24 protein-coding genes and 1 pseudogene are annotated in these 23,041 nt (G+C 58.3%); 5 read left to right on the top strand and 20 right to left on the bottom strand.

Annotated elements, in window-relative coordinates:
* Positions 1-66: 66 nt before the first annotated feature.
* Complete coding sequence (locus VOY09_RS05805; protein WP_322893758.1) at positions 67-1,125, bottom strand: AAA family ATPase; 1,059 nt, start codon at positions 1,123-1,125, stop codon at positions 67-69.
* Between VOY09_RS05805 and VOY09_RS05800 the strand changes: the two genes are divergently transcribed.
* Positions 1,124-1,384 carry a pyocin activator PrtN family protein gene (locus VOY09_RS05800; RefSeq protein WP_322893453.1) on the top strand — a complete coding sequence of 87 codons (261 nt, stop codon included), beginning with the start codon at positions 1,124-1,126 and terminating at the stop codon, positions 1,382-1,384. The two genes, VOY09_RS05805 and VOY09_RS05800, sit on opposite strands and share 2 nt — an antisense overlap.
* Here VOY09_RS05800 and VOY09_RS05795 read toward each other — a convergent pair.
* The 3 genes and pseudogenes from VOY09_RS05795 to VOY09_RS05785 all read right to left on the bottom strand — a co-directional run.
* Positions 1,371-1,658 carry a hypothetical protein gene (locus VOY09_RS05795; protein WP_322893452.1) on the bottom strand — a complete coding sequence of 96 codons (288 nt, stop codon included), beginning with the start codon at positions 1,656-1,658 and terminating at the stop codon, positions 1,371-1,373. The genes VOY09_RS05800 and VOY09_RS05795 overlap by 14 nt on opposite strands.
* A gap of 435 nt (positions 1,659-2,093) precedes the next feature.
* The gene (locus VOY09_RS05790) at positions 2,094-2,606 is read right to left on the bottom strand and encodes a fasciclin domain-containing protein (protein WP_322893757.1); all 513 of its coding nucleotides are present in this window, start codon (positions 2,604-2,606) and stop codon (positions 2,094-2,096) included.
* Positions 2,607-2,624: 18 nt separating this feature from the next.
* A pseudogene (locus tag VOY09_RS05785) lies at positions 2,625-3,149 on the bottom strand (fasciclin domain-containing protein); the annotation flags it as partial.
* A 294-nt stretch (positions 3,150-3,443) separates the two neighbouring features.
* On the opposite strand from VOY09_RS05785, the gene VOY09_RS05780 reads away from it, so the two are divergent.
* Together VOY09_RS05780 and VOY09_RS05775 are read left to right on the top strand one after the other, a co-directional pair.
* Positions 3,444-5,147, top strand: a complete 1,704-nt coding sequence (locus tag VOY09_RS05780; RefSeq protein ID WP_322893756.1) for an ABC transporter ATP-binding protein — start codon at positions 3,444-3,446, stop codon at positions 5,145-5,147.
* A complete protein-coding gene (locus VOY09_RS05775; RefSeq protein ID WP_322893451.1) occupies positions 5,144-6,193 on the top strand; it encodes a siderophore-interacting protein in 1,050 nt (349 codons plus the stop codon). Before VOY09_RS05780 ends, VOY09_RS05775 begins: the two co-directional genes overlap by 4 nt.
* Here the strand turns inward: VOY09_RS05775 and VOY09_RS05770 are convergent.
* From VOY09_RS05770 to VOY09_RS05725, 10 genes are all read right to left on the bottom strand, one after another.
* A complete protein-coding gene (locus VOY09_RS05770; protein WP_322893450.1) occupies positions 6,190-7,029 on the bottom strand; it encodes a TonB family protein in 840 nt (279 codons plus the stop codon). The two genes, VOY09_RS05775 and VOY09_RS05770, sit on opposite strands and share 4 nt — an antisense overlap.
* Positions 7,026-7,409 (bottom strand): biopolymer transporter ExbD, encoded by a 384-nt coding sequence (locus VOY09_RS05765; RefSeq protein ID WP_322893449.1) that lies wholly within the window; start codon positions 7,407-7,409, stop codon positions 7,026-7,028. The genes VOY09_RS05770 and VOY09_RS05765 overlap by 4 nt, the downstream gene beginning before the upstream one ends.
* Positions 7,406-7,789: a biopolymer transporter ExbD gene (locus tag VOY09_RS05760; RefSeq protein WP_322893448.1), complete on the bottom strand. Its 384-nt coding sequence runs from the start codon at positions 7,787-7,789 to the stop codon at positions 7,406-7,408. The genes VOY09_RS05765 and VOY09_RS05760 overlap by 4 nt, the downstream gene beginning before the upstream one ends.
* Entirely contained in the window at positions 7,790-8,452 is a 663-nt protein-coding gene (locus VOY09_RS05755; protein ID WP_322893447.1) for a MotA/TolQ/ExbB proton channel family protein, read from the bottom strand. It lies immediately after the preceding gene.
* The gene (locus VOY09_RS05750) at positions 8,449-9,276 is read right to left on the bottom strand and encodes an ABC transporter ATP-binding protein (protein ID WP_322893446.1); all 828 of its coding nucleotides are present in this window, start codon (positions 9,274-9,276) and stop codon (positions 8,449-8,451) included. Before VOY09_RS05750 ends, VOY09_RS05755 begins: the two co-directional genes overlap by 4 nt.
* Positions 9,273-10,304, bottom strand: a complete 1,032-nt coding sequence (locus VOY09_RS05745; RefSeq protein WP_322893445.1) for an iron ABC transporter permease — start codon at positions 10,302-10,304, stop codon at positions 9,273-9,275. Before VOY09_RS05745 ends, VOY09_RS05750 begins: the two co-directional genes overlap by 4 nt.
* On the bottom strand, positions 10,301-11,320 hold the full coding sequence (locus tag VOY09_RS05740) for an iron ABC transporter permease (protein WP_322893444.1): 1,020 nt from the start codon (positions 11,318-11,320) through the stop codon (positions 10,301-10,303). Before VOY09_RS05740 ends, VOY09_RS05745 begins: the two co-directional genes overlap by 4 nt.
* Positions 11,317-12,297 (bottom strand): iron-siderophore ABC transporter substrate-binding protein, encoded by a 981-nt coding sequence (locus tag VOY09_RS05735; protein ID WP_416236732.1) that lies wholly within the window; start codon positions 12,295-12,297, stop codon positions 11,317-11,319. Before VOY09_RS05735 ends, VOY09_RS05740 begins: the two co-directional genes overlap by 4 nt.
* A gap of 66 nt (positions 12,298-12,363) precedes the next feature.
* A complete protein-coding gene (locus VOY09_RS05730) occupies positions 12,364-14,472 on the bottom strand; it encodes a TonB-dependent siderophore receptor (protein WP_322893443.1) in 2,109 nt (702 codons plus the stop codon).
* 388 nt (positions 14,473-14,860) lie between these two features.
* Positions 14,861-15,334, bottom strand: a complete 474-nt coding sequence (locus VOY09_RS05725) for a response regulator (protein WP_322893442.1) — start codon at positions 15,332-15,334, stop codon at positions 14,861-14,863.
* Positions 15,335-15,608: 274 nt separating this feature from the next.
* Between VOY09_RS05725 and VOY09_RS05720 the strand changes: the two genes are divergently transcribed.
* Positions 15,609-15,992, top strand: coding sequence for a hypothetical protein (locus VOY09_RS05720; protein ID WP_322893441.1), 384 nt, complete (start codon positions 15,609-15,611; stop codon positions 15,990-15,992).
* A 34-nt stretch (positions 15,993-16,026) separates the two neighbouring features.
* Here VOY09_RS05720 and VOY09_RS05715 read toward each other — a convergent pair whose 3' ends face one another.
* The 5 genes from VOY09_RS05715 to VOY09_RS05695 form a co-directional block, all read right to left on the bottom strand.
* Positions 16,027-17,376 carry a TadE/TadG family type IV pilus assembly protein gene (locus tag VOY09_RS05715; protein WP_322893440.1) on the bottom strand — a complete coding sequence of 450 codons (1,350 nt, stop codon included), beginning with the start codon at positions 17,374-17,376 and terminating at the stop codon, positions 16,027-16,029.
* Positions 17,377-17,392: 16 nt separating this feature from the next.
* Positions 17,393-18,361, bottom strand: a complete 969-nt coding sequence (locus tag VOY09_RS05710; protein WP_322893439.1) for a type II secretion system F family protein — start codon at positions 18,359-18,361, stop codon at positions 17,393-17,395.
* Between the two features lie 10 nt (positions 18,362-18,371).
* On the bottom strand, positions 18,372-19,373 hold the full coding sequence (locus VOY09_RS05705) for a type II secretion system F family protein (RefSeq protein WP_322893438.1): 1,002 nt from the start codon (positions 19,371-19,373) through the stop codon (positions 18,372-18,374).
* A gap of 33 nt (positions 19,374-19,406) precedes the next feature.
* On the bottom strand, positions 19,407-20,825 hold the full coding sequence (locus tag VOY09_RS05700; protein WP_322893437.1) for a CpaF family protein: 1,419 nt from the start codon (positions 20,823-20,825) through the stop codon (positions 19,407-19,409).
* A 156-nt stretch (positions 20,826-20,981) separates the two neighbouring features.
* A complete protein-coding gene (locus tag VOY09_RS05695; protein WP_322893436.1) occupies positions 20,982-21,707 on the bottom strand; it encodes a hypothetical protein in 726 nt (241 codons plus the stop codon).
* On the opposite strand from VOY09_RS05695, the gene VOY09_RS05690 reads away from it, so the two are divergent.
* Positions 21,696-22,163, top strand: coding sequence for a hypothetical protein (locus tag VOY09_RS05690; RefSeq protein ID WP_322893435.1), 468 nt, complete (start codon positions 21,696-21,698; stop codon positions 22,161-22,163). The genes VOY09_RS05695 and VOY09_RS05690 overlap by 12 nt on opposite strands.
* Before the next feature lie 104 nt (positions 22,164-22,267).
* On the opposite strand, the gene cpaB is transcribed toward VOY09_RS05690, so the two are convergent.
* Entirely contained in the window at positions 22,268-23,026 is a 759-nt protein-coding gene (gene cpaB, locus VOY09_RS05685) for a Flp pilus assembly protein CpaB (protein ID WP_322893434.1), read from the bottom strand.
* Positions 23,027-23,041: the final 15 nt, after the last annotated feature.

The following is a 23,041-nucleotide window of genomic DNA, read 5'->3' as shown; positions in this document are numbered from 1 at the left end:
AACCCCGTTTTTTGATCGTTATGCACCCGGAACTATGGTGCATAACGTTTTTGTGATGATGGATTTTTAGTTGAGTTTCGGCTCATCAGCCGAGCGCTTCAAAGCTAGGATGATGCGCGACATTCCCCTCAGGCTTTGCTTCATCCCCGCCGCCGCGACGGCTTCACCGACCATATCTGGATCCTCTAGGCCCAAAGCCTGAGCGAGCTTGGTACATGCTGCGATGATGTCACGCCGCTCAGGCTTTGGGCAGCTGACGAGGAGGCATCGGTCTCGAAGCGGATCTGAGACTTTCGACAAGTCATTCGCTGTCAGGACCCAGCCGACTTTTCGCATATCAAAAGACACCCGGAAATAGGGGCATTGCCATTGGGCTGCTGTGCCGGCTTCGAGCATCGGCAGTAACGCATCCGCAAGTGATGACTTGACACTTGACAGTGAATTAACTGATCCGACCTTGTCGATTTCGTCGATCACGATCAGCGGATCGGCACACTTGTGAGACATGATCATTTCAATCGGTACCCCCGGAGCCGCCGTGCTCCAACCTCGCTCCGCGCCCGCAATTCTCATCGCCGCACCAGCAGATCCGGCGTCAAGTACAACGGTTGGTCTCTTGCACAGTTCGCCAAGCCGGCGCGCCAGCGTTGATTTCCCCCAACCCGGGGGGCCGTACAGCAGGATGGGTGGAAGCCGGTCAGGCTCCGATCTCCAAGCTTTGTGAATGGTATTCAGGGCCTCGCGCTGCCATGGCATTTCATCGAACAGGACAGCAATGATTTGATCGATCTCATCGATTGACGTAGGGCCACACAACTTTACGCCTGCCCTGACAGGTTCAAGCCTTTCGAACATTGCGTGATCGGCATTGCCCTTGACAATTTCATACCTGTCGCAAATCCATTCCAGGATTTGGCGCTCATAAACATCACCGCTCTGGATGCTCGTTAGATAGCTTTCATCATCATGATCGAAGATGGTGTTCTGGTCGTCCCTACGCTTCCGCCGCGCAGCGATCAGCTTCGCAGTTTCAATTGCATCTTTTTTTAGAAGGGGCAGCTTTGAAACGATGACCTTCATCTTTTTTGTTGATTTCTGCGAGTTAAATCTATATGTTTTCAACATGAACACAATTTTTCTCCTGATGGCTCAATATAATGGCCGGGCGATCATCCCGCTCGACGAAGTGTGTCGGGATTTTTTTTCACACCTGCAGCCTGAAAAATTTCTGGTGAAAATCGCGCGGGGTGAGATCAAGATTCCCGTTGTTCGCATCGAACACAGCCAGAAGTCAGCGAAGGGCGTTCACATCTCAGATCTCGCAGAATGGATCGACGCGCGCCGGGCCGCGGCTAAGCGGGAGATGGAAGCTATGTCGTCCTGATCTTTTCGCGCAGTCTCTCAATATCCATGATGACCCCAGTGGGTATCGACTTGCTATTTTCTGCTGCTTGAAGATGCGGATAGAACTCTGTGGATCCGCTTTGATTTTCATCATCTGAAAGCAACATGAACATAAGAACGCACGCTGTCACATCCGTGACAATGTCAGGTCTTACTTTTGAGAGCATCATCAACTGATCAATTGCAGACCACCGGGCGGCGACATCGCTACCGCCTACTGCGCTGCTGAATAGCATTTTGAGATCAGCGTCCATTGCTCACTCCGTCAGTCCGACATTTGTCCGACACGGCTTGTCGTACCGATACGATTTCACTTGTTTTTATTGATGCATATCATTGAGTTCGTCCAATCCATCATCGGTGCAACGGACAGGCGGGACGCTTTGCCGAGATGGAGATCACTGGTTTTCATGGATTCTCTCACTCCCGGCGGGAACTGTGGCACAGAACGATCTACGAGGTTCTATCCTTCGCAGCGATGCAAGGATAGCTCGATCGGTTATCGAACAAGGTCTATAAAGTCTTGTGGCAGGAAGGTCCATCCACTCGTCCAGCGTTGACCGCGCAACACGCATCAAGTCAGCGGATCGACGGAAAAGACCGGCCCGAGGGCCGGCCAGATATAGCTGCTGAAGGTCGTAAGGTATGGGACAAGGCGGGTCACAGGCCTGCCTTGTCACCGAGCATCATCAGCGCGGAAGCAGCACGCCATCGACAACATGGATCACACCATTCGACTGCATCACATCCGCAATGCTGACACGGTAGGCATTGCTGTTTTCATCAAAGATAAAGACAGCACCTGACGGGGCGACCTGCGCGGAAAGTGCCGCACCCGATACCGTGTTGAAATGGTAGAAACCATCAGAGGATGCCTGCGCACGCGCTGCAAGATCTGCAGCCGTGATATTGCCAGCGACCACATGGCTGGTCAGAACTTTGGTCAGCGTGTCGCGGTTTTCTTCCATCAGCAGCGTCTCGACCGTGCCTTCTGGCAGCGCTTCGAAAGCAGCATTGGTTGGTGCGAAGACAGTGAACGGACCTTCGCTCTGCAAGGTGTCGACCAGACCGGCGGCCTGAACGGCGGCAACCAAGGTGGTGTGATCGGCTGAATTCACGGCGTTTTCGACGATATTGCGATCCGCAAACATCGCAGCGCCGCCGACCATCGGATTGGCGCTTGGTGCCATGCCGGTTTCCATCGGCGCCTCGTCAGCACCCGGCAGCAATACACTGTCGATGACATGGATCACACCGTTTGACTGCATCACATCGGCAATGGTGACAGTCGCAGTGCCGCCGGTTTCATCGGTGAGGGTAATCATCCCGTTGGCGGCGCGCACTTCAAGCACGCATCCACCCAAGGTCTCGACCATATGCACACCATCGCCATCGGCGATCATGCCAGAGATGATATCAGACGTGGCATTCGCGCCAAGGACATGGCAGGTCAGAACCTCTGTCAGGGCATCGATATTCTCTGGCATCAGCAATGTTTCCACTGTGCCAGCAGGCAAGGCAGCGAATGCAGCATTCACAGGTGCAAAGACAGTGAACGGGCCATCGGTTTGCAACGTATCCACCAGACCGGCGGCCTGAACAGCCGCTACCAATGTCGTGTGATCCGCTGAATTCACGGCGTTTTCAATGATGTTGCGCTCTGCCAGCATCGGTGCGCCGCCAACCATCGGATTTTCCGCCATCTGAGCATTGGCCGGTGCGGCGGCAAGAATTGTTGCGGTCATCAAAGCCGCACGGATGGTAAGTGTCATGTCATTCTCTCCCTTTGGCGCCGGTGTTGGCGCATTGTGAAAGAGTTACGAACCATCACGACCAAAAGTTTCACCGGGCATGTCGCATCAGATAGTCGACGGCAAACACGTCGCAGGCCCATGCCCCGGGAGAAATAACAGCAGAACGACTGCTGCCTCTGGCGGCGTCATCATGGCAGTTCCGGGCTTGCCAATCTATTCCTGACAAAAGTAGTATGGCATCAAATGGCGCGCCGGACGCACGCTGACCGGAACGCGAAAGACATCATGCTGCGCAATTTCTACGCCTATTACCGCCCCTATGCCGGTCTGTTCTGGCTCGACTTCGGCTGTGCCGTCCTGTCGGGCCTGTTGGAACTGGCCTTTCCGCTGGCGATCAAAGGATTCATCGACGTGCTGCTGCCCCGTGGCGATCTATGGCTGACGGTGCTCGTATCCATCGGGCTGCTGGCGGTCTATCTGGTCAATACCGGGCTGATGGCCATCGTGATCTATTGGGGCCACAAGCTGGGCATCAATATCGAGACGGAAATGCGCCGCAAGGCCTTTGCCCATCTGCAACGGCTGTCGTTTTCCTATTTCGACAAGGTCCGCACCGGCAAGCTGGTCGCCCGCGTCACCCGCGATCTGGAAGAAATCGGCGAAGTCGCGCATCACGGGCCAGAGGATCTGTTCATCGCGGTGATGACATTCGTCGGGGCCTTCGCGTTGATGATGACGATCAATACCAATCTGGCGCTGATCACGGCCGCCATCGTGCCAGCGAGCGTGATTATCGTCACGGTCTTTGGTGGCCGTATGACCGCTGCTTGGCAGGCGATCTATGCCCGTGTCGCCGATTTCAACGTGCGGCTGGAAGAAAATGTCGGCGGCATCCGCGTCGTGCAGGCCTTTGCCAATGAAGAACATGAAAAGGCGCTGTTTGCGCAGGACAACGCCCGCTACCGCGCGACCAAGCTTTTGGCCTATCGGACCATGGCGGCTTCGGCCTCGCTCAATTACATGGGCATGCGGATGATCCAGATCGTCGTCATGGTCGCGGGTGCGCTCTTTGTGCTTCGCGGCGAATTGACGACCGGCGGCTTTGTCGCCTTTCTGCTGCTGGTTGGCGTGTTCTTCCGCCCGATTGACAAGATCGCTGCGGTGATCGAGCTTTACCCCCGTGGCATCGCCGGGTTCCGCCGGTATCAGGAATTGCTGGCAACCGCGCCTGACGTCGCCGACCATCCCGGTGCCCATGACGCCCCCGCGCTGAAAGGCGCGATCCGGTTTGAGGATGTCACCTTTTCCTACGGCCCCGGCCAGCCGGTTTTGGCGGATATATCGCTCGACATTCAGCCCGGCGAAACGCTGGCCCTTGTCGGGGCCTCGGGCGCGGGCAAAACTTCGCTGCTGGCTTTGGTGCCACGGTTCTACGATCCGCAGGCCGGGCGGATCACCATCGACGGGATCGATGTGCGCGACATGACCTTGCGCAGCCTGCGCCGTCAGGTGGGTATCGTCAGTCAGGATGTGTTCCTGTTCGGCGGCACCCTGCGCGAAAACATCGCCTATGGAAGGCTGGATGCGCGTGAGGATGAGATCCTGCAAGCCGCCGCACAAGCACAACTGACCAGCATGATCGCGGGCCTGCCTGCCGGTCTAGACACCATCGTCGGCGAACGCGGTGTGACCTTGTCGGGCGGGCAGAAACAACGTGTCGCGATTGCCCGCGCTTTCCTGAAAAACCCGCCGATCCTGATCTTGGACGAGGCGACCTCCGCCCTCGACACCACCACCGAACGCCAGATCCAGGCCGCGTTGGAGGCTTTGTCCATCGGCCGCACGACACTGGTGATCGCCCATCGCCTTGGCACGATCCGTGGCGCGGACCGGATCGCCGTGATGGAGGCCGGGCGCATTGTTGAAATCGGACGCCACGACGATCTGCTGCAAAGCGGTGGCGCCTATACAAGGCTGAATGCGGCATGAGTTTGCAAAACCACGCCACGTTGACGCCTGCTGTCCAGACGACAACGCAGCATGACGGCCCCCTGCCAGATGATCTGCTGGACAAATTGCAGGTGCAGGTCACCGCTTGGGATTTGCCGTATCACCGGCAGCAGGACGCATTGTATCTGTCGCGCGGCCCGGCCGATGCCGTGATCCGCGTAACGCTGGGGCGTCTGGACGCACATGTGACCGCGCCCGATGCGCTGACCCTGCATCAGGCGCGGGAAATTGTGATCACGCTTTTCGACTGCATCATGCCGGACATCAGCGCCGCGCTGATCTGGCAGAGCGATGCGCCAAAGCTGCACCGGCCCCCGAATTTCCACCTCGCCCGGCTGCGCGGCACGGAAATGATCTCGGCCAATATGCTGCGGGTGCATATGGCCTGCGACAGTGTTGCGGCGCTGACCACTGGCGGCATGCATTTTTCGCTGCTCTTGCCGCCTGACGGCCGCGCGCCGGTCTGGCCGCAGATCAATGACAGCAACCGCACGATCTGGCCCAGCGGCGCGGATGCTTTGCACCGGGCGTCCTATACTTTCGTAACGCTTGATCCCGCTGCCGGGCAATTCAGTTTCGACATCTATCTGCATGCAGGTGGCCGTGCCGGTGACTGGGCCCAGAATGCGCAACCCGGCGCTGTCATCGGGCTGACCGGGCCGGGCAGCGGCGATTTTCCGGTCACCCAGGATCTGCTGATCGCCGGTGATGAAACCGCCCTGCCCGCGATCCGCCGGATCCTTGCCCAAGCGAGCCCCACCTGCCGGGGTCGCGCGCTGATCGAGGTCGGCGACAAGGCCGAGATCACCGATCTTGCACGTCCCGCTGGCGTGACGCTGGAGTGGGTGCTGCGGCAGGATGGCAATGGTCTGTGGCCGGCACTGTCACGCATTGACCGGCTGTCGCCTGACACGTTTGTCTGGATCGCTGCCGAACAGGCGATGATCCGGCAGGCCAAGGCGCATTTCGCGACGCTCGGCCTGACCCGCGACAGAAGCTATATCTGCTATTACTGGACCCGCTAACGGCTGAAGGCCATCGGCAGGGTGAAATCATGCGCCCCGCTGCCAAGGGCTGTCGGTGCGGCGGGGAAGCGCCCGGCGCGCTGCACGGCCTCGATCGCGGCGGCATCAAGGGCGGCATTGCCCGAAGATTGCGCAAGCCCCAAAGCCTGCAACCCGCCATCGGCACCGACACGGATCGCGACCTGCACAGTGCCAGCGGCACTGCCCGCCGCGCGGGGATAGGATTTGCGCCGCTCGATCTGCGCGCGGATCGTGCCGCCCCATTCGGCCATCAGGCTGGACCGGGCAGCGGCAGCAGCCGCAGCCGTTTCCGCATTGCCCGCAGCGCTGCCGCCGCCCTGCCCTGCCGCGCGCTGTGCCACGCTGGCCTGTTGCGGCGGCGCGGCCGGGCGTTCGGGCGCAGTCGGTCTGTCCGGGCGCGCCACCGGACGGACAGCAGTTGGCGGCGGCACCTCTGCCAGCTGTGGCGGCAGGGGCGGCGGATCGCTGACCATCGGCAGCGCTGGCGCTGTATTGTCCGGCATGGCCATTTGCGGCATTTCTGGCATCTGCGGCGATGCCGGGGCCGCTGTGACAGGCGGCGGTGGGGCAGTCTCGACCGGTGGTGGCGCTGGCATCGGCGGTGGGGGTGCGGTCGCCACCTCTGGCGGGCGTTCCCAATCGGCGATCATCTCGGCCAGGCTGCCATCCGCCGCTTGCAGCGTGATCATCGCGTCACCACCTGCGCCACTGGCGGCAGCGCCAGCCTCGGGCTGCGCCTGAAACACCGCCAGCGCTGCCAGATGCAAGCCGAGCGCCACCAGACCGAAACCGGTGATTTCAATGCCGCGTCTCATGGCGCACCCGTGACCAGTGCGACATCGGCAAAGCCACCAGCAGCCAGCTTTGGTAGCAAAGCGGCAACAGCCGTTGCCGGTGCGCCCGCATCAGCCTTGATGATCAGCGCGGGCTGATTTGCGGCCTGCGCCAGAACCGCCTGCACCGCGGCATCGCCGCGCGCATCGTCATAGGCGGCATAGCCATCAGCACCGATGAACAACGTCAATTCCCCCGCTGCGGGGTCTTCCACTGCGGCGACAGGCGGCGTCACCTCAACGGGGTCGGGCGGGGTGATCTGGGCGGTCATCAGGAAGAAGATCAACAGCAAAAACACCACATTGATCATCGGCACGATGCTTTCGGGCGGTGTGCGGCGGGCGGGCATGTCGAACGTCATGGTGCCTCCACCATCACGACACGGGTGAAGCCCGCCGCATGCAGCGCCAGCATCACATCGACCACACGTTGCAGATCGGTGGCGGCCGCTGGCCGCAGCACGATCATATCACCCGGGGATTGCGTCATATCAGCCAGCCGCGCATGCAGCACATCGGGCGTCACGGACACGCCGTTCAACGCCAGCCCATCGGTGGCGACATCTACCAACCGAGGGGGGCCGCTATACTCCGCGCCACCGCCTGCGGCGACCAGCGGCAGCGTCGTATCAAGGCCGAACCGCGCCGCCAGCATGAAAAACACGAGCAGCAGAAACACCACATCGATCATCGGTGTCAGGCTGGGCTTGCGCCTTGGCCTTGGGGCGTCGAAGGTGAACATTCAGGCGGCCAGCGGCTGATCGGCGGCAGGACGCGCCAGAAATATCCGGGTCGCCGCATCTTCCATGTCAAACCGCAGCCGGTCATTCACGCTTTCAAACCATGTCAGCGCGACCGAGGCCGGGATCGCCACCGCCATGCCTGCGGCGGTGGTCAGCAAAGCCTCCCAGATCCCACCGGCAAGGGCGGCAGGGTCAGCGCGCACGCCGGTCTGTTGCAGCGCCTGAAACGCGCCGATCATGCCCAGCACCGTGCCAAGCAGGCCGAGCAAAGGCGCAATCGTCGCGATCAGTTCCAGCGACCGCAGCCCGCTGCGCGCCTGTTCCAAAGCGGCGCGGGCAACGCGGGCGGTTTCTTCGCGCGCGGCGGCCTCATCATCCTGTCGGTCGCGGCACCCGTGCATCGCCGCCTGTGCGACCTGTGCGCGCAAGGAGTGCGATGGCGCAATCTGCGCAAAGGCTTGCGCAATCTCTCCGGCCTGCCACAGCGCGACAGCACGGCGGGTGCGGCCACCGGCCCATGCACCCAACCGCAGCAGGCTATACACCTTCCATAGGATGATGCCGAGTGTGACCACCGACAAGGCGGCGATCACCACAATCGCGATCCCGCCAAGCGCCATCAGCGCCTGCACTTGCGCTGTCATCTGTGCGAAAAATGTCATCTTATGTCGGTCCTTGTTGTGATTGGCGGCTGGGGGTCATGGCGGCTGTGCGGCAGCATCATCGGGCGGCCAGAGGCGGGATCGATCATGATGCTGCAAGCAAGTCCAAAGACCGCCCGCACCATGGTGGTGGTCAACACCTGATCCGGCGGGCCTGCGGCATGCAGCTTTCCGCCCGCCAGCGCGATGATGTGATCGGCATAGCGTGCCGCGAGGTTCAGATCATGCAGCACCATGACGATGGTCGTGCCTGCGGCCTTGTTCAGATCGATCAACAGATCCAGCACCTCGATCTGATGCGCGATATCAAGGAATGTCGTCGGCTCATCCAGCAGCAGCACATCGGTCTGCTGCGCCAAAGCCATGGCGATCCAGACCCTTTGCCGCTGACCGCCGGACAAGGCATCGACATCGCGATCGGCAAGGTCCGTCGTGCCGGTCGCGGCCAGCGCCTGCGCAACGGCGCTGTCATCGGCAGGGGTCCAGCGCGACAGCAGGCCGTGATGCGGGTGGCGGCCGCGGCTGACCAGATCGGCCACGGTGATGCCATCGGGCGCAACCGGCTGTTGCGGCAACAGACCCAACCGTTGCGCCAGCGCGCGCGGCGGCATCTTGTGGATCTGCGCCCCATCCAGCAGCATCTGCCCACCGCTGGGCACCAAAAGCCGCGACATCGTGCGCAGCAAGGTGGATTTGCCGCAGGCATTGGCCCCGACAATCGCGGTGATCTGGCCGCGCGGCACGCTCAGGTTCAGATCCGACAGCACGATAGAATCGGCGTAACCTGCGGTCAGGGATTGGGCCACAAGGGCAGCATCACTCATGTCAGCCGCCCCGTCCGGTTCATCCGGATGATCAGCGACAGCAGGAACGGCGCGCCCAAAGCGCCGGTCACCACCCCGACTGGATAGCGATGCGGCAGCAGAAATTGCCCCGCATAATCCGCGCCCAGCACCAGCAAAGCGCCGATGAGAGCAGCGGGGATCAAAGGCGGCTGGCCCGGCCCCGCGATCCGCGCCGCAATCGGACCCGCCAGAAAGGCGACAAAGGCGATGGGGCCAGTGGCCGCTGTCGCGACCGCGATCAGGCCGACGACGGCGAGGATCACCGCAACGCGCACAGCACCGATCCGCACGCCAAGGGCTGCGGCCTTGTCATCACCCAATTGCAGCGCCGCAATATCGCGTGTCAGTGACAGCAGCACGCCGCCGCAGATCAGCAAGGCCACGATCAGCGGCAGGGCCTGATCAAGGGACGCCGTGTTCAGACTGCCAGTCAGCCAGCGTAGCGCGTCTTGCAGGCTCCATGCGGGCGCTTGGAGCAAAAGCCAGGCAATCGCGCTGTTCAGCAGTGTCGAGACGCCGATCCCGATCAGGATCAGCCGCCCGCCCGACAGCCCGTCTCGCCAAGCGAGCGCCGCAATCAGCGCCGCCGCACCGAGCCCGCCGATGATCGACAGGGCAGAGACGCCAAACCCGCTCCACCCCAGAACCACGATGGCGAAAACCGCCGCAGCCCCGCTGCCCGCGCTGATCCCGATGATATCGGGGCTGGCCAGCGGGTTGCGCAGCAGAATCTGGCAAGCCGTGCCACCCAGCCCGAAACACAGCCCGGCAAGGATCGCCATCACCACGCGTGGCAGGCGCAGGGTGCCGACGGTAAAACTGGCACCGGGCACATCGCGCCCGAAAAGCACGGCCAGCACATCAGACGGCGGGGTGATTGTCTGGCCAACGCTCAGCGTCAGCGCCGCACCAGCGACCAGCAAGGCCAGCAGCATCGCAATGACGATCTGCCGGTGCCGGATGCGCCGGTGCCGCAGCAGCGGCAGAGACAAGACAGCGCTGGTCATAACGCCCGCAGCCTCTGCCGGCGGACGATGGCGATGAAGACCGGCGCGCCGATCAGCGCGGTGACGATGCCGACATCCACCTCGCTCGGGCGGGCGATGACGCGGCCTGCGACATCGGCCCCGATCAGCAAGGCAGCGCCTACCACGGCGCAGAACGGCAGCAGCCAGCGGTGATCGACACCGACCAGCAGGCGGCACAGATGCGGCACGACCAGCCCGACAAAGCCAATCGGGCCGCAGATCGCTGTCGTAACACCGCAGAGCAGGACCGCCGCGATGAGGGCCGCGCCGCGCGCCACCGACACACGCACGCCGAAAGCCACCGCCGTATCATCGCCAAGGGCAAGCATGTTGAGATGCCGCGCCGACAGCATTGCCACGGCAAGGCCGACAATCAGAAATGGCAGCATCGGCAAAGTCGCAGCCAGTGTCGCGCCGCCGACGCCGCCGACTTGCCAGGATTGCACCGATGCTGCGATGTCATTGCGCCCCAGCACCAGCGCCAATGTGACGGAAGCGGCGGCAATGGATGTGGCGGCACCGGCCAGCGTCAGCTTTAATGGGGTCGCACCACCCTGCCCCATCGATCCAACGGCATAGACAAAGCACGACGCCAGCGCCGCGCCGGTGATGCCGGTCCAGATATAGGTATAATGGCCCGATATGCCGAACCATGCGATGCCGATCACCACCGCCAGCGCCGCACCGGCATTCACGCCCAGCAGTCCGGGATCGGCCAAAGGGTTGCGGGTCACACCCTGCATCACAGCGCCTGCAACACCGAGCGCCGCGCCCGCCAAAGCCGCCAGCAAGGTGCGCGGCAAACGCAAGGCCACCGCCGCCTGACCGATGGTCTCTACCTGACCTGTCAGCGCCGCGCCAATGTCAGACCAGCCAACCGCGCGGGTGCCAAAGGTCACCGACAGGCCCATGACCACGATCAACAAGGCCAGCGTGACGGCCAGCCAGCCACCGCGCGTCAGCTGCGGCCGGTGCAGGATCGCGGTCGCAATCATTCTGCCTTGCCTGCCGCTGCGGCCAGCAAGGCCACATAATCATCCAGTATGTACGGGATCGACAGCGGCGTCGGATTGGCAGCAGTGCCAAGCGGGTCATTCCCCAGCAGAACGACCGATCCGCTTTGCACCGCTGCCATGCGCGACGCCAGCGGATTGGCGGCGATCGCCTCCAGCAAGGTCGCATCGCCGTAAGTCACCACAATATCGACATCGGCGAAATCATCGATCCGTTCTGCACTGATCTGCGCAAAGAACAGTCCATCGGCCGAGGCGCTTTGCACGCTGGCGGGCGAGGCCAACCCCAGATCTTCAAAAAACCGCACCCTTGCGTCATTGGCGGTGTAGAAGGAAATCGTGCTCAGATCGCGCGCATCCAGATGCGTGACGAACATCGCCGTCTTGCCCGCAAGCTGCGGATGATCCGCCACAACATCCGCGATCTGCGCTTCAAGGTCGCGGATCAGATCCTCGCCCGCGTCCGCCATGCCCAGACCCGCGCTGTTCAGGCGGATCATGTCGCGCCATTCTGTGGCCCAAGGCTGATCAGGAAAGGCCACAACCGGCGCGATCTGGCTCAGCAGGTCATAATCAGACTGGCTGAGGCCGGAATAGGCGGCAAGGATCACATCGGGGTCGGTCGCTGCCACCGCTTCGAAATCGATGCCGTCGCCTTCGTCAAACAGGACCGGCACATCAGCCCCCAGATCGTCCAGCCGTGCCGCGACCCAAGGCAGCAGACCGTCGCTGTCATCATCGCCGAAACTCGCGCGTGAAAAGCCGACCGGCACGATGCCCAAGGCCAGCGGCACTTCGTGATTGGCCCAAGACACGGTCGCGACCCGTGCGGGTTTCTCGGTCAGGACCGTGGAGCCAAAGGCATGGGTGATTGTCTGCGGGTAATCCTGCGCGCTGATCAATTGCGCGGTTGCGGCAAGGGTCACAGCGGCCAGCGTGAGACGCATGAAAGATAACATGGAAAGCTCCAATCCGATCTGCAGGCACAAACCCCAGCCCCGCTGCTGCGGGACCGGGGCGATGCCTTACCAGCTTTGCCGCATGGTCAGCGCGATGCTGCGGCCGGGGTTGTAGTAATTGGCGGTGGCAGAGCCCACGACATGCTGTTCGTCGAACAGGTTGCTGACATTCAGCGCCAGTTCCGCGCCTTGATCAAAGGCATAGCTATAGGACGCATCGACGATCACCGCCGCCTCGGCCTTGTCGCCATTCGGGATGCCATAGAAATAATCCCCGACATAGCGCGCGCCGATCCCGAACGTCTGATCATTGACCACATCGCCCGCAGGCCGCGTGTAATTCAGCCAGAGCGAGGCGGTATGGTTCGGCACGGTCGCGAATTCATTGCCCGACACATCCCGGCCCCGCACATTGCCGCGCACCACCTCGGTATCGATATAGGAATAGCCTGCGATCACCTCGACCCGGTTGGACAAGGCGGCTTTGCCTTCAACCTCGAACCCGGTGACATGGGATTCGCCGATCAGCTCTTGCACGATTGATCCGTTATCCTGCACCACCGGCACGCTGACGTTATCCTTGGTCAGATCAAAGACCGCGGCAGAGATCAGCGCATCCATGCCGGATGGTTGATATTTCACGCCGATCTCATATTGCTCGCCCCGTTCCGGTGCCACACCGATTGATGGCGGTGCGACGGATTCGACATAGCTCGCATAGGTCGAAATCTCTGGCGTGATCTTATAGGTCAGCGCACCGCGCCAGGAGGTTTCAGCGAAATCATCCGATTGCGTGGTGGATGTGATACGAGAGGTTGTTTCCAGATCCAGCCAATCGCGGCGCACACCGACCGTCGCGATGAACCGGTCGTCAAAGGACAGGTTCTGCTGCAGGAAGGCCGAGCGCGTGCGATAATCGCGATCCTCATCGGTGAACAAAGGGGCTGTCACGGCGGCCCCTGCATTGACAGGGTTGGTGATGTCGATGGGGCTCGCATCAGCGAAGGAGGCGCGCACCGTGCTTTGCGCATCGCGATATTCCAGACCGGCCAAAGTGCTGCTGTCAAAAGCCGCGAATTGCGCGTCATATTGCAGGATCACATTGCCGACCAGCTCTTGCGCAGACCGGTCTTGGCCATAAAAATCACGGTCATAGACCATGCCGGCAGGCCCGGTGCCTTCGGCCAGATAGACATAGCCGAAACTATCGGTCAGATCGCTGTAGCGCAGATTGGCGCGCAGGTTCAGATTGTCATTGAACGCATGCCGCAGAAAGGCCGAAGCCGTCTTGCGATCCACGTCATGGTCGTTCTGGTTTGGATCGCCAAAGAAATTTTCGCGGTCAAACGTGCCTTGCAGCGGATATCCACCGCTGTTGGGTGTCGCATCGCGGGTCAACTGGTCAACCACGATGGTCAGCGCGGTCGCATCTGACGGCTGCCATGTCAGACCCCCCATCAGCAAGGTGCCGTTGTCGCGCCCGGTGTCATATTCCTGCCCGCTGTCCTGCACCTTGGCGGTCAGGCGGTAAGCCAGCGTGCCGCTGGCGTTCAACGTATCGCCGAAATCGACACCCAGTTCTGCATGATCATGCGAGCCGATGGTGGAATAAGCCTCGCCAAACCGCTCAAATTGCGGCTGTTTGGTGACGAAATTGATCGAACCACCGGGGTCGGACACGCCGAAGAGGGTGGAATTGGCGCCTCTGATCGCCTCGACCCGCGCATAGGCGAAAGGATCCTCGCGGATATCGCGCATCGACCCCAAAGTCATGCCATCCCGATAGCTGGTCGCCTGAAAACCGCGCACCAGCACGTAATCATTGCGGTCGTCAGAGCCGTAGTAATCAGTATGGATGCCGGGGGTATATTGCAGCACGGTTTCCACCGTATCGGCATTGCGCATCTCGATCTCTTTGGCGGTGACCACACTGACCGAGGCTGGCGTGTCCAGAATGCTGGTTGCGACCTTGCCGCCGGTCCACATTTCCTGCGCCACGATGGCATTGGCATCGTCATCAATGACCGCATCGGCCTGCACGATGATCGGCGACAGACGAAAGGATGAATCATCTTGTGCGCTGGCTGCGACCGGCAACAGCGTTAAAGCGGTGCAACCAAGAATCAATGCATGGCCTCGAAACAGGGGACAGAGGATTGAGGCAGGGTAAGACATGACGTTTCCATTGTTTATAAAAATAGTCGGGATTCAAAACGGTTTTAGTCAGGATTGTGATGGGCGCAAGACACAATCGTCACGATCTCTGTTTTCGTCGCCGCTTCGGCGCCAGAAAGCCTGTGGCCTCCTACGTCGAACGAGGCCGCAACCTCCGCATCAGTTTCAGGTGAGCGAATGATTTTATGATTATAAATCAGATACTACGTGCGAGGCTCTGCGCCAGACACGGCGCCAAAAAAGCTCCTGGGCGCATGTAGGAGAGCATGTTTCGACAGGTTAATGTGGTGCGGTGCCGGTCGTATTTATGCTGCCGGATAGGTCCCGTGTCACTTCATCGCCCTCATGCTGCGGTGCGATCAGTGGCCGCTCGGCGCGGGCAGCCTCATCATCGTGAAGCCGCCAGAATTTCTGAAACGGCCTGAAGGCAGCTTTGCCGACTATAGGGCTTCGGAAGAAACACGATATCTTCCGGTGCTTCATCAAAATACCGTGGGTCGGCATAGCCGGACGCAAAAAGAACCTTCAGATCCGGCAAAATGACGCGCGCAAGACGCGCAAGGTGAAATCCATTTTCATTTCCATCAAGCAACACATCCGTGAACAACAAATCGGGGTGCGTTCCGTTTTTCAGAGCTTCCAGAGCATCTTCGATACCCCCAAAAGAAAAGACATCGTATCCTGCTGCTTCGAGCACCAAAGCCGCATATCGCCGGACAAGGTCATCATCATCAACAACCATGATTTTCACTGCTGCGTTCATGTCATTATATGACCAGTCATCAGACCAAACCCCACAGCCCCTTACGTCTCTCTCCTGCGGCACTTCGCAACCATATTTTGTCTTGCGATTGCGCGGCATTTTTAATGTTCAACCATGTCGTCCTGCCTTGCTGATTACCAGCAAGAGGTCGCCCGCCATTTATCGCCTTCGAACATGCCGTCTGCATTGTATCATGTCAAACATCCTATGATGTGACAGATCGATTCAATATCTTCATATTCAACAGTGCGCCGTTTGGTGGAACCAAGCCGAAAGTAAAGTAAATGGAAACATCCACCCGAGGCTAATAATACTATTTATTCCAGAATATCTCCCCTATAATTGCACGAATAGAATATCACAGGTGCTGAAAATGGCTCATCAAGAAAATTTTTGCATCCAGGAGGATGTTCACGTTAGTCCAGCACATTTCGATGACAGGGTCTTTCAGGATTTTCGCGAACTTCTCGGTGATCCCCATGCTATCGCGGCACTGCTGGATCTTGCATCCAGCCTCGAGACCGCATTTCAAAATCCAACAGCAGGTGATCAGGATAAAATTGAAATTTCCCGAAAGTCCCATTTTTTCATCGCGCGGGCCGGAATAATGGGTTTCATATCTCTGCGAGATGCATGTCTCGCGCTACAAACGGCCTGTGCAGTGGATATTTCCATAGAGCAAGCCTATCTGAACGCGTGTAAATCCGCAGTTGTGACACGCGAGGTCATCAGAATCTTAGTGGTACAAAGTGATTAGCCGGTTAAGCTTATCTGAATAGATTTTATTTAATTCACTCCACGATCCTGACGGACACATTCGTTTCAATGATACGACCGTTTTCAGTACTGCAACTTGATCGCAACGTCGAATTCCCGGTAAATTCGACAGTCAAACCAATAATCTGCGTGCATCCATTCGTTGCTGTCGAATTGCCACTAAAACTAATCGCGGAGGTTGGGGCATATAACGCCCCCTGTGCTGTAGAGCCAAAGTTTCCACGGATTTCATGCGTCAGCCCTGTCTGACTACGGCTGGCAAAGAACAAAATTCCGGCATATGGTCCCGAAGACGGCGATTGGATATTCAAGTTCCCATTCCCGTTGAATTTAAGCGTCGATGTTCCTTTCAGGAAAAAGGTGACGCCGTCAGCCGTTAATCCGACATCGGCACTGGACACATCACCGTTTGCATTCATCGTCAGGTCACCACCATCGATGATATAAAGCCCCGGATTGAAAACGACTTTCGACTTGATATCGAGCCCCCCGCAAATCCGCATCGCGGGCATACCGCTTGGGTGGGGTTGCGTCGGGTTAAAGACCGATACATTGACATTGCTTTCGCAAGGAATGGATGTTTCAGGCTCTGCAAGATCAGCATAAGGATCTCGGACGACGGGCGCATTTTCCTTAGGGGCTGCACATTCTTGAAGAATAAGTTGATGATTGCTCACGGTGCCACCAACGGATTGGATACAATCCACCGTCAGCCGCGCAGAAGAATTGCTCATCCAAAAGGCGTCCGACGCATTGGAGTTCGATGCGACATCGCAACCGTCGAGCGAGACATCTGTCGATCCGCTGACCGTGACGGCGCGACTGTCGGTGCGCGAAAGCGCCAGAACACAGGCTGACGACCCGGAGGAGAAGACGTTTGCAACAGCCCTCGCGTTAATAAGAACCGGTTCACTGTTGATTATCGCAGAAAAAAACCGTGTCTGGCTTTTTGTCACGAGAACCTCAACACTCGCCGGGTTTCCAGTATTCGGTCCGGTCTCGGGCGGGACATTGACATCGAAAAAGCCGTCACTTTCGACAAACCCTGCTGCTTTTGCCACGTGAAGCGCGGCGGCACGAATTGCAGCTTCATCGTCCCCTGCACGCAGCCTGACAGCGCCGGCATGCGCCGCCAGATCGGCAGCGTTCTGAAGATTGCGCTGCGTCATGTAATAATATCCGGTTTCCGCACCCAGCCCGAGCCCAAGTGTCAGTACCGGCATCAAAAGCGCGGCCATGATCGCAATGCCACCGCTGCAATCGCGACCAAACTGACGAATGAATTTCGCCCTTGGATCGGGACGCGCTGCCCGACCTGTCTCAGCAGATAATGTGCAAGTCTCGGTTATTTTTTGCCCTGGCATGTCAATTCATCCCTCATCAGCCATTCATGATCTGAATAGCGGCTGGTGTGATTACCACGGCAAAGAGGACCGGCAGAAAAAACAGGATCATCGGAACCGTCAACTTTGGTGGTAAGGAGGCTGCTTTTTTCTCTGCTTCACTCATCCGCGCGGTACGGCTTTCCTGCGCAAGCACGCGCAATGCATGCCCCAGTGACGTGCCGTATTTTTCGGACTGCATCAGACCGGATACAACGGATTTTACACTATCAAGATTGGTTCGTTTTCCAAGGTTTTCATAGGCTGTGCGGCGATCGGATAAGAATGACAATTCCGCTGTGGTCAGTGATAGCTCTTCTGCGAGCTCTTTTGATTGGTTACCGATCTCATCTGCGACCTTTCGAAAAGCATGTTCGCTGCTCATGCCCGATTCAACACAGATCAAAAGCAGATCAAGTGCGTCCGGCCATGTGCGCCTGATAGATTGTTGCCGCTTTGCGATACAGTTTTTCACATAGATCGCTGGAAGGTAATATCCAAACAGGCCAGAAACAAAAATGATCGCAATGATGGCCGCGAAAGGAATTTCAGGCTTTATAACAACCAGCAAGTAAAATGCCGTCAATCCCAGCAATAAAAGTGGCATCAGCAGACGCATCGCGAGAAAGGTAATGATGGGCGCACGCCCTCTGAACCCTGCTGACCTGAGCAGTTGAACAGTTGCGCCGTCCTCAAGTTTTCGCGCCAGGTTAAATCGTTCGACGATAACGGCCAGGATTTGACTTGGCTCACTCAGAAGCAAAAGACGTGGTTTTCCAGTGCTGGATTTTCCTTTTTTCCGCAGCCTGTCCTTGTCCGAAACATCGACAATCTGCTGCATCCGTGTTGTGATGATGTCACCCTTCAGATACGGCCAGCCAAGAGCGATCACAGTGCAGAAAAAAGCCAGCGCTGTCATGACGACGACAACCATGTCTTTGTTGTTTGTGAGAATGTTCAAAATCATCACAACATTCCTAAAAATCAAAGTTGATCATTTTTCGCATGATCAGCACGCCGATCAGCATCCAGACCGCAGCGACGACTAAAACCACATTGCCGGTCGTCGTATTGAAAAGCAGGGAAATATAGTCCGGGCTGGTCAGAAACAGCAGGAACGCCACAATTGGCGGGAGAGAGCCGATAATCCCCGCAGAAGCTTTTGCTTCGGAACTCATTGCCTTGATCTTTCCGCGCATCTTTTTGCGTTCACGCAACACGGTGGAAAGGTTGCCAAGTGCTTCTGTCAGGTTCCCACCAGACCGGCTTTGGATCGTAATGACAATCGACAGAAAGTTCGTCTCTGGCAGTGGAACCCGCTCTGCCAAACGCTGCACGGCTTCCTGGACAGGCACGCCAAGTGTTTGATCATCGACCACGGACTTGAACTCGCTGCGGACCGGTTCTTGCCCCTCAAAGGCGACCACCCGGATGCAGTCTCCCAGCGGCATGCCGGATTTCACACCCCGGACAATGACGTCAATTGCATCAGGAAATTGCACGCCGAACTCTTTCAATTTTCGGTTACGGCGAAGACGCAGGTATGATTGCGGAAGAAGGCCTGCACCGAGCATAGCAAAGGCACAGGCCAAAATCGCCTGCATGCCAAAACCAAGCCGAAACAAGGCAAATAGCAGGAAGGCCGTCGCGACGCACAGCCCATAATATAAAGCGTTTGACCAAGTCAGGTCTGCCTCTCTCAACCGACTTTGAAGGCTTTTGCGAGACCGGCTTTTTGCCTGGGCTCTCTGTTTCTCTTCGATGGCCTTCAACGTATCTTCGACAGATCGTTGGCGCCGCATCCCGCTGGCCGCGCCGTGCGTTGCCGTGGGCGAACTGCCGTCGCCCAACACTAGGCGCATGCGCCGTTTCGTATTCGCAAGATGCGCGAGCTGAGGTTGAAGAACAGCAAAAAGGACGCCGCCGACAAAAATGCTGGCCAGCAAGAACGTCAAAAGAAGGTTCAGATTTTGTGACATATTTTGACCTCACCCTTTCGTCTGGACCTTCGATCAGTCCGCTATTTCTGCCGCCTCCAGCGCGGCAGCCAATCGTTTTTCTTCGCCGTAGTATCGTGCTTTTTCCCAGAATGCGGGGCGGCCAATCCCGGTTGAGCGATGCCGGCCGATGATATTGCCGCGCGCATCCTCACCCGTCATATCGTAGATGAACAGATCCTGGGTGATGGGCACTTCGCCCTCCATCCCGATGACTTCGGTAATATGTGTGATCCGCCGTGACCCGTCGCGCAGACGCGCCGCCTGCACGATGATGTCGATCGAGCTGACGGCCATCTCGCGGATAGTCTTCATGGGAAGCGAATAGCCCCCCATTGTGATCATCGATTCAATCCGCGACAAAGCCTCGCGTGGGCTGTTCGCATGGAGCGTCCCCATAGATCCGTCATGGCCGGTGTTCATTGCCTGCAACAGGTCGAAAGCCTCTGGTCCACGCACCTCGCCCACGATGATACGCTCCGGGCGCATGCGCAGACAGTTTTTCACCAGATGCCGCATGGTGATCTCACCAATACCTTCAATGTTGGGTGGTCTGGTTTCCAGTCGCACCACATGCGGCTGTTGCAGCTGCAGTTCAGCTGAATCTTCACAGGTAATGATCCGCTCATCGGGTTCGACATAACGCGTCAGGCAGTTGAGCAATGTCGTCTTGCCGGAACCTGTGCCCCCGGAAATGATCACGTTGCAGCGGACACGCCCGATGATTTTCAGAATTTCTGCGCCTTCATGGGTGATCGCGCCAAAGTCGACAAGCTGATCAAGCGTCAGCTTATCCTTCTTGAAGCGTCTGATTGTTAAGGTCGGCCCTTCAAGCGCAAGTGGCGGTGCGATGACATTCACCCGGCTGCCGTCAGGTAACCGCGCGTCGCAGATCGGACTGGATTCATCCACGCGACGTCCGACCTGGCTGACAATCCGTTGGCAGACGTTAAGAAGCTGGGTGTTGTCGCGAAACCGGATATCGGTCTGGATGACTTTGCCTGCGACTTCGATGAAGATGAAATTGTCGCCGTTGACCATGATATCGGCAATATCGTCGCGCGCCAACAATGGCTCTAGCGGGCCGTAGCCAAGGACGTCATTGCAAATGTCATCGATCAGTTCATCCTGAACGGCGGTGGATATGACCGCCTTTTTGACTGCCAGAATATCATTCGCAATACTGCCGATTTCGATACGCGCCTGCTCGGGGTCCAAGGTCGTCAGCTGCGCGACATCAATGGATTCCAGAAGCGCCGCGAACAGCTCTTTTTTCAGGTCATAATAGGCTTTGGCTTTTTGCGGTTCTGCAGCACGCTTTTCCTGCTTTGGTGATGCGACAGGTTCACGGTTCTCTGCCACAATGGTCAGCTCGGGTGCATCCGGTTTTTTTTCGACGACCGTTGGTTTGAATTCGCTTCTCTTTCCGAACATACCCTGTTTCCTTGCAATGGCCGTGAGGGACCGATCAGTCTGACGCAACAAGACCCAGCTATGGACAGATTATCCCATGAACCGGGCCGTAAGATCAGCTAGCCTCATGGACTGGCCGAATTGGCAGGATCGATGATTGACTGCGCAATAAACGGATTATCGGCGCCAGAAATTGCGAAGACCGATCCCTTTTTTTGCTGACGGAAGGCCCATGACCTGCCGCGCCAATTGGCCCAATATCGGGGTCACCGCCGCCTTCTTTGAAAACTCAGTGATCATCTGTCCATTGTTTGCTGCGGCGCTAAAATTGGCCGGGTCAAATGCCACCTGCGCCGCCAGATTGACTTTCAATGCTGCGGCAAATTTATCTGGCTTGATCTCATTGCGCTTTGGCATCCCGACTTTGTTCAGGACCAACCGTGGCGGCGGATCATTCGGACGCGCCGCTTTGACGAAATCCAACAGGCTGCGCGCATTGCGCAGGCTTGCCAAGTCGGGCTCTGCCACGACGATGATCTCATCAGCGGTTCCCAAGATCGAGCGCACCAAAGGTGACCAGGCATTCGGTAAATCCAGGATGATGTGCGGAAACATTGTCCGGGCAAGTTCCATCATTTTATCGACGATTTCGGCGTCAAGCTCTGTGGCGGTATGTGCCGCTGTCGCACCCGGCAATACGCTGAGATGCGGCCCGTACTTGAACAAGAGACGCTCCAACAACGCACCGTCAAGACGATCCGCTTCTGGAAGCTGATCCGCAAAGCCGATTGGGCAATCAATGTTATAGTTCAGTGCGGCGGTTCCAAACTGAAGATCCATATCCGCCAGAATCGTCGCCGACCCGTTTTGCGACATCGTCCAGGCCAGATTTTGCGCCAGCACCGAAGACCCGACTCCGCCTTTGGTCCCGACAACCGCGCAGACTTTGCCGATACGGACCGCGTTCTTTTCCGGGAAAAACCGCAACACCGTGCCGATGATCGCCAAGGGATCAACTGGGGCAAGCAGATATTCAGCGACACCGCCGTCCATCAACTCGCGATAAAGCGAGATATCATTGGATGTGCCGACCACGATAACCTTGGTCTTTTCGTCACAGACAGGTGCCAGGTCGGCCAATGCCTCGAGCAGGTCTTGTTTCGCGGCATGGCTCTCCAGCAACAAGACATCTGGGGTTGGATTATTGCTGCAAAACGCAATCGCAGCGCCGATGCCCCCCGGCATGACGTCAGTCACGGCACGCTGAAAGCGCCGATCGCGCGCAACTTTCTGCATCGCATCTTCAAGGGTCTCTGTCTCGCAGAACGCATGAATTTTGATATGCGGCGTGCGACCTAAGGGTCTGACACGCGGCTGCGCGACCATGGCATCCGGTGTCAGCAGTAAAGGGGCGTTTTTCATTGTTCGTCCAATCTGCGCTATGGGGCTCGTCCTCCCCGCTGTCAGTCGAGGTTGATCACTTCCAATGCGCCACCGCGATAAATCCTCAGCGTCCGTTTTTCAGCGACAACCACAGTCGAATCCTCGCCATTGTCGGCCATCGCGCGCAAAGCCAGCGAAATGGATCCGGTAACTTCCGCAGCTGTAACGATTTCGACCTCAACAGGGGTCAGTTCAAGCGTGGCTGTCTTGCCAACGACCGCGTCGCTGTTACCGTCAACCATCTGATCAACGGCAAGCACTTTGACGTTCTTGAGGATCACGCCACTGTTGACGATGTTTTGGCCAGAACCGTCCTGCCGACTTGTCGTCAGCAACACATCGACCCGGTCATTGGGCAGAACAAATCCACCAGCACTGTTTTCGGCACTGATCCGCACGGCGACAGCGCGCGTTCCTGACGTCAGCATGACGGAAAGCGCACCGGCGTCGCCCGCAGTGAATTTCGCGTCGGAAAGTGGTTCACCGGCAGTCAGACCACTGCGCACGACCTGACCGTTGAAGTCCTGGATCGCATTTGGGCGCAAATCACGTGTGATGAAGGCTTCATTCAACCCGGCCTTGGGCCAAGGTTGCCAGCGCATCGTTTCGGCATCGACAGGCGTCCCCGATGGCAGATCATTCGTTGCAACAAGCACATCTGTCGTGACCATCGTCGCCGTGCCGTCGGGATAGGCGGATGCCGCAGGCGCTGCGCCGAACCCATCGACAGACATCCACGCGGCACCGCCACCAGCAACGAGAGCGATCAAAAAAATCATGGCGCGGAGCATATT

The organism is Yoonia sp. 67-2 (assembly GCF_035117555.1).
Taxonomy (GTDB): domain Bacteria; phylum Pseudomonadota; class Alphaproteobacteria; order Rhodobacterales; family Rhodobacteraceae; genus Yoonia.
Note: the sequence above shows the minus strand (reverse complement) of the source record. Positions and strands in the feature narration are given on the sequence as shown.

Coding starts and splice junctions, on each gene's coding strand:
- VOY09_RS05800 (WP_322893453.1), top strand. CDS start 1,124: ATGAACACAATTTTTCTCCTGATGGCTCAATATAATGGCCGGGCGATC.
- VOY09_RS05805 (WP_322893758.1), bottom strand. CDS start 1,125: ATGTTGAAAACATATAGATTTAACTCGCAGAAATCAACAAAAAAGATG.
- VOY09_RS05795 (WP_322893452.1), bottom strand. CDS start 1,658: ATGGACGCTGATCTCAAAATGCTATTCAGCAGCGCAGTAGGCGGTAGC.
- VOY09_RS05790 (WP_322893757.1), bottom strand. CDS start 2,606: ATGGAAACCGGCATGGCACCAAGCGCCAATCCGATGGTCGGCGGCGCT.
- VOY09_RS05780 (WP_322893756.1), top strand. CDS start 3,444: ATGCTGCGCAATTTCTACGCCTATTACCGCCCCTATGCCGGTCTGTTC.
- VOY09_RS05775 (WP_322893451.1), top strand. CDS start 5,144: ATGAGTTTGCAAAACCACGCCACGTTGACGCCTGCTGTCCAGACGACA.
- VOY09_RS05770 (WP_322893450.1), bottom strand. CDS start 7,029: ATGAGACGCGGCATTGAAATCACCGGTTTCGGTCTGGTGGCGCTCGGC.
- VOY09_RS05765 (WP_322893449.1), bottom strand. CDS start 7,409: ATGACGTTCGACATGCCCGCCCGCCGCACACCGCCCGAAAGCATCGTG.
- VOY09_RS05760 (WP_322893448.1), bottom strand. CDS start 7,789: ATGTTCACCTTCGACGCCCCAAGGCCAAGGCGCAAGCCCAGCCTGACA.
- VOY09_RS05755 (WP_322893447.1), bottom strand. CDS start 8,452: ATGACATTTTTCGCACAGATGACAGCGCAAGTGCAGGCGCTGATGGCG.
- VOY09_RS05750 (WP_322893446.1), bottom strand. CDS start 9,276: ATGAGTGATGCTGCCCTTGTGGCCCAATCCCTGACCGCAGGTTACGCC.
- VOY09_RS05745 (WP_322893445.1), bottom strand. CDS start 10,304: ATGACCAGCGCTGTCTTGTCTCTGCCGCTGCTGCGGCACCGGCGCATC.
- VOY09_RS05740 (WP_322893444.1), bottom strand. CDS start 11,320: ATGATTGCGACCGCGATCCTGCACCGGCCGCAGCTGACGCGCGGTGGC.
- VOY09_RS05735 (WP_416236732.1), bottom strand. CDS start 12,297: ATGTTATCTTTCATGCGTCTCACGCTGGCCGCTGTGACCCTTGCCGCA.
- VOY09_RS05730 (WP_322893443.1), bottom strand. CDS start 14,472: ATGTCTTACCCTGCCTCAATCCTCTGTCCCCTGTTTCGAGGCCATGCA.
- VOY09_RS05725 (WP_322893442.1), bottom strand. CDS start 15,334: ATGCCGCGCAATCGCAAGACAAAATATGGTTGCGAAGTGCCGCAGGAG.
- VOY09_RS05720 (WP_322893441.1), top strand. CDS start 15,609: ATGGCTCATCAAGAAAATTTTTGCATCCAGGAGGATGTTCACGTTAGT.
- VOY09_RS05715 (WP_322893440.1), bottom strand. CDS start 17,376: ATGCCAGGGCAAAAAATAACCGAGACTTGCACATTATCTGCTGAGACA.
- VOY09_RS05710 (WP_322893439.1), bottom strand. CDS start 18,361: ATGATTTTGAACATTCTCACAAACAACAAAGACATGGTTGTCGTCGTC.
- VOY09_RS05705 (WP_322893438.1), bottom strand. CDS start 19,373: ATGTCACAAAATCTGAACCTTCTTTTGACGTTCTTGCTGGCCAGCATT.
- VOY09_RS05700 (WP_322893437.1), bottom strand. CDS start 20,825: ATGTTCGGAAAGAGAAGCGAATTCAAACCAACGGTCGTCGAAAAAAAA.
- cpaB (WP_322893434.1), bottom strand. CDS start 23,026: ATGATTTTTTTGATCGCTCTCGTTGCTGGTGGCGGTGCCGCGTGGATG.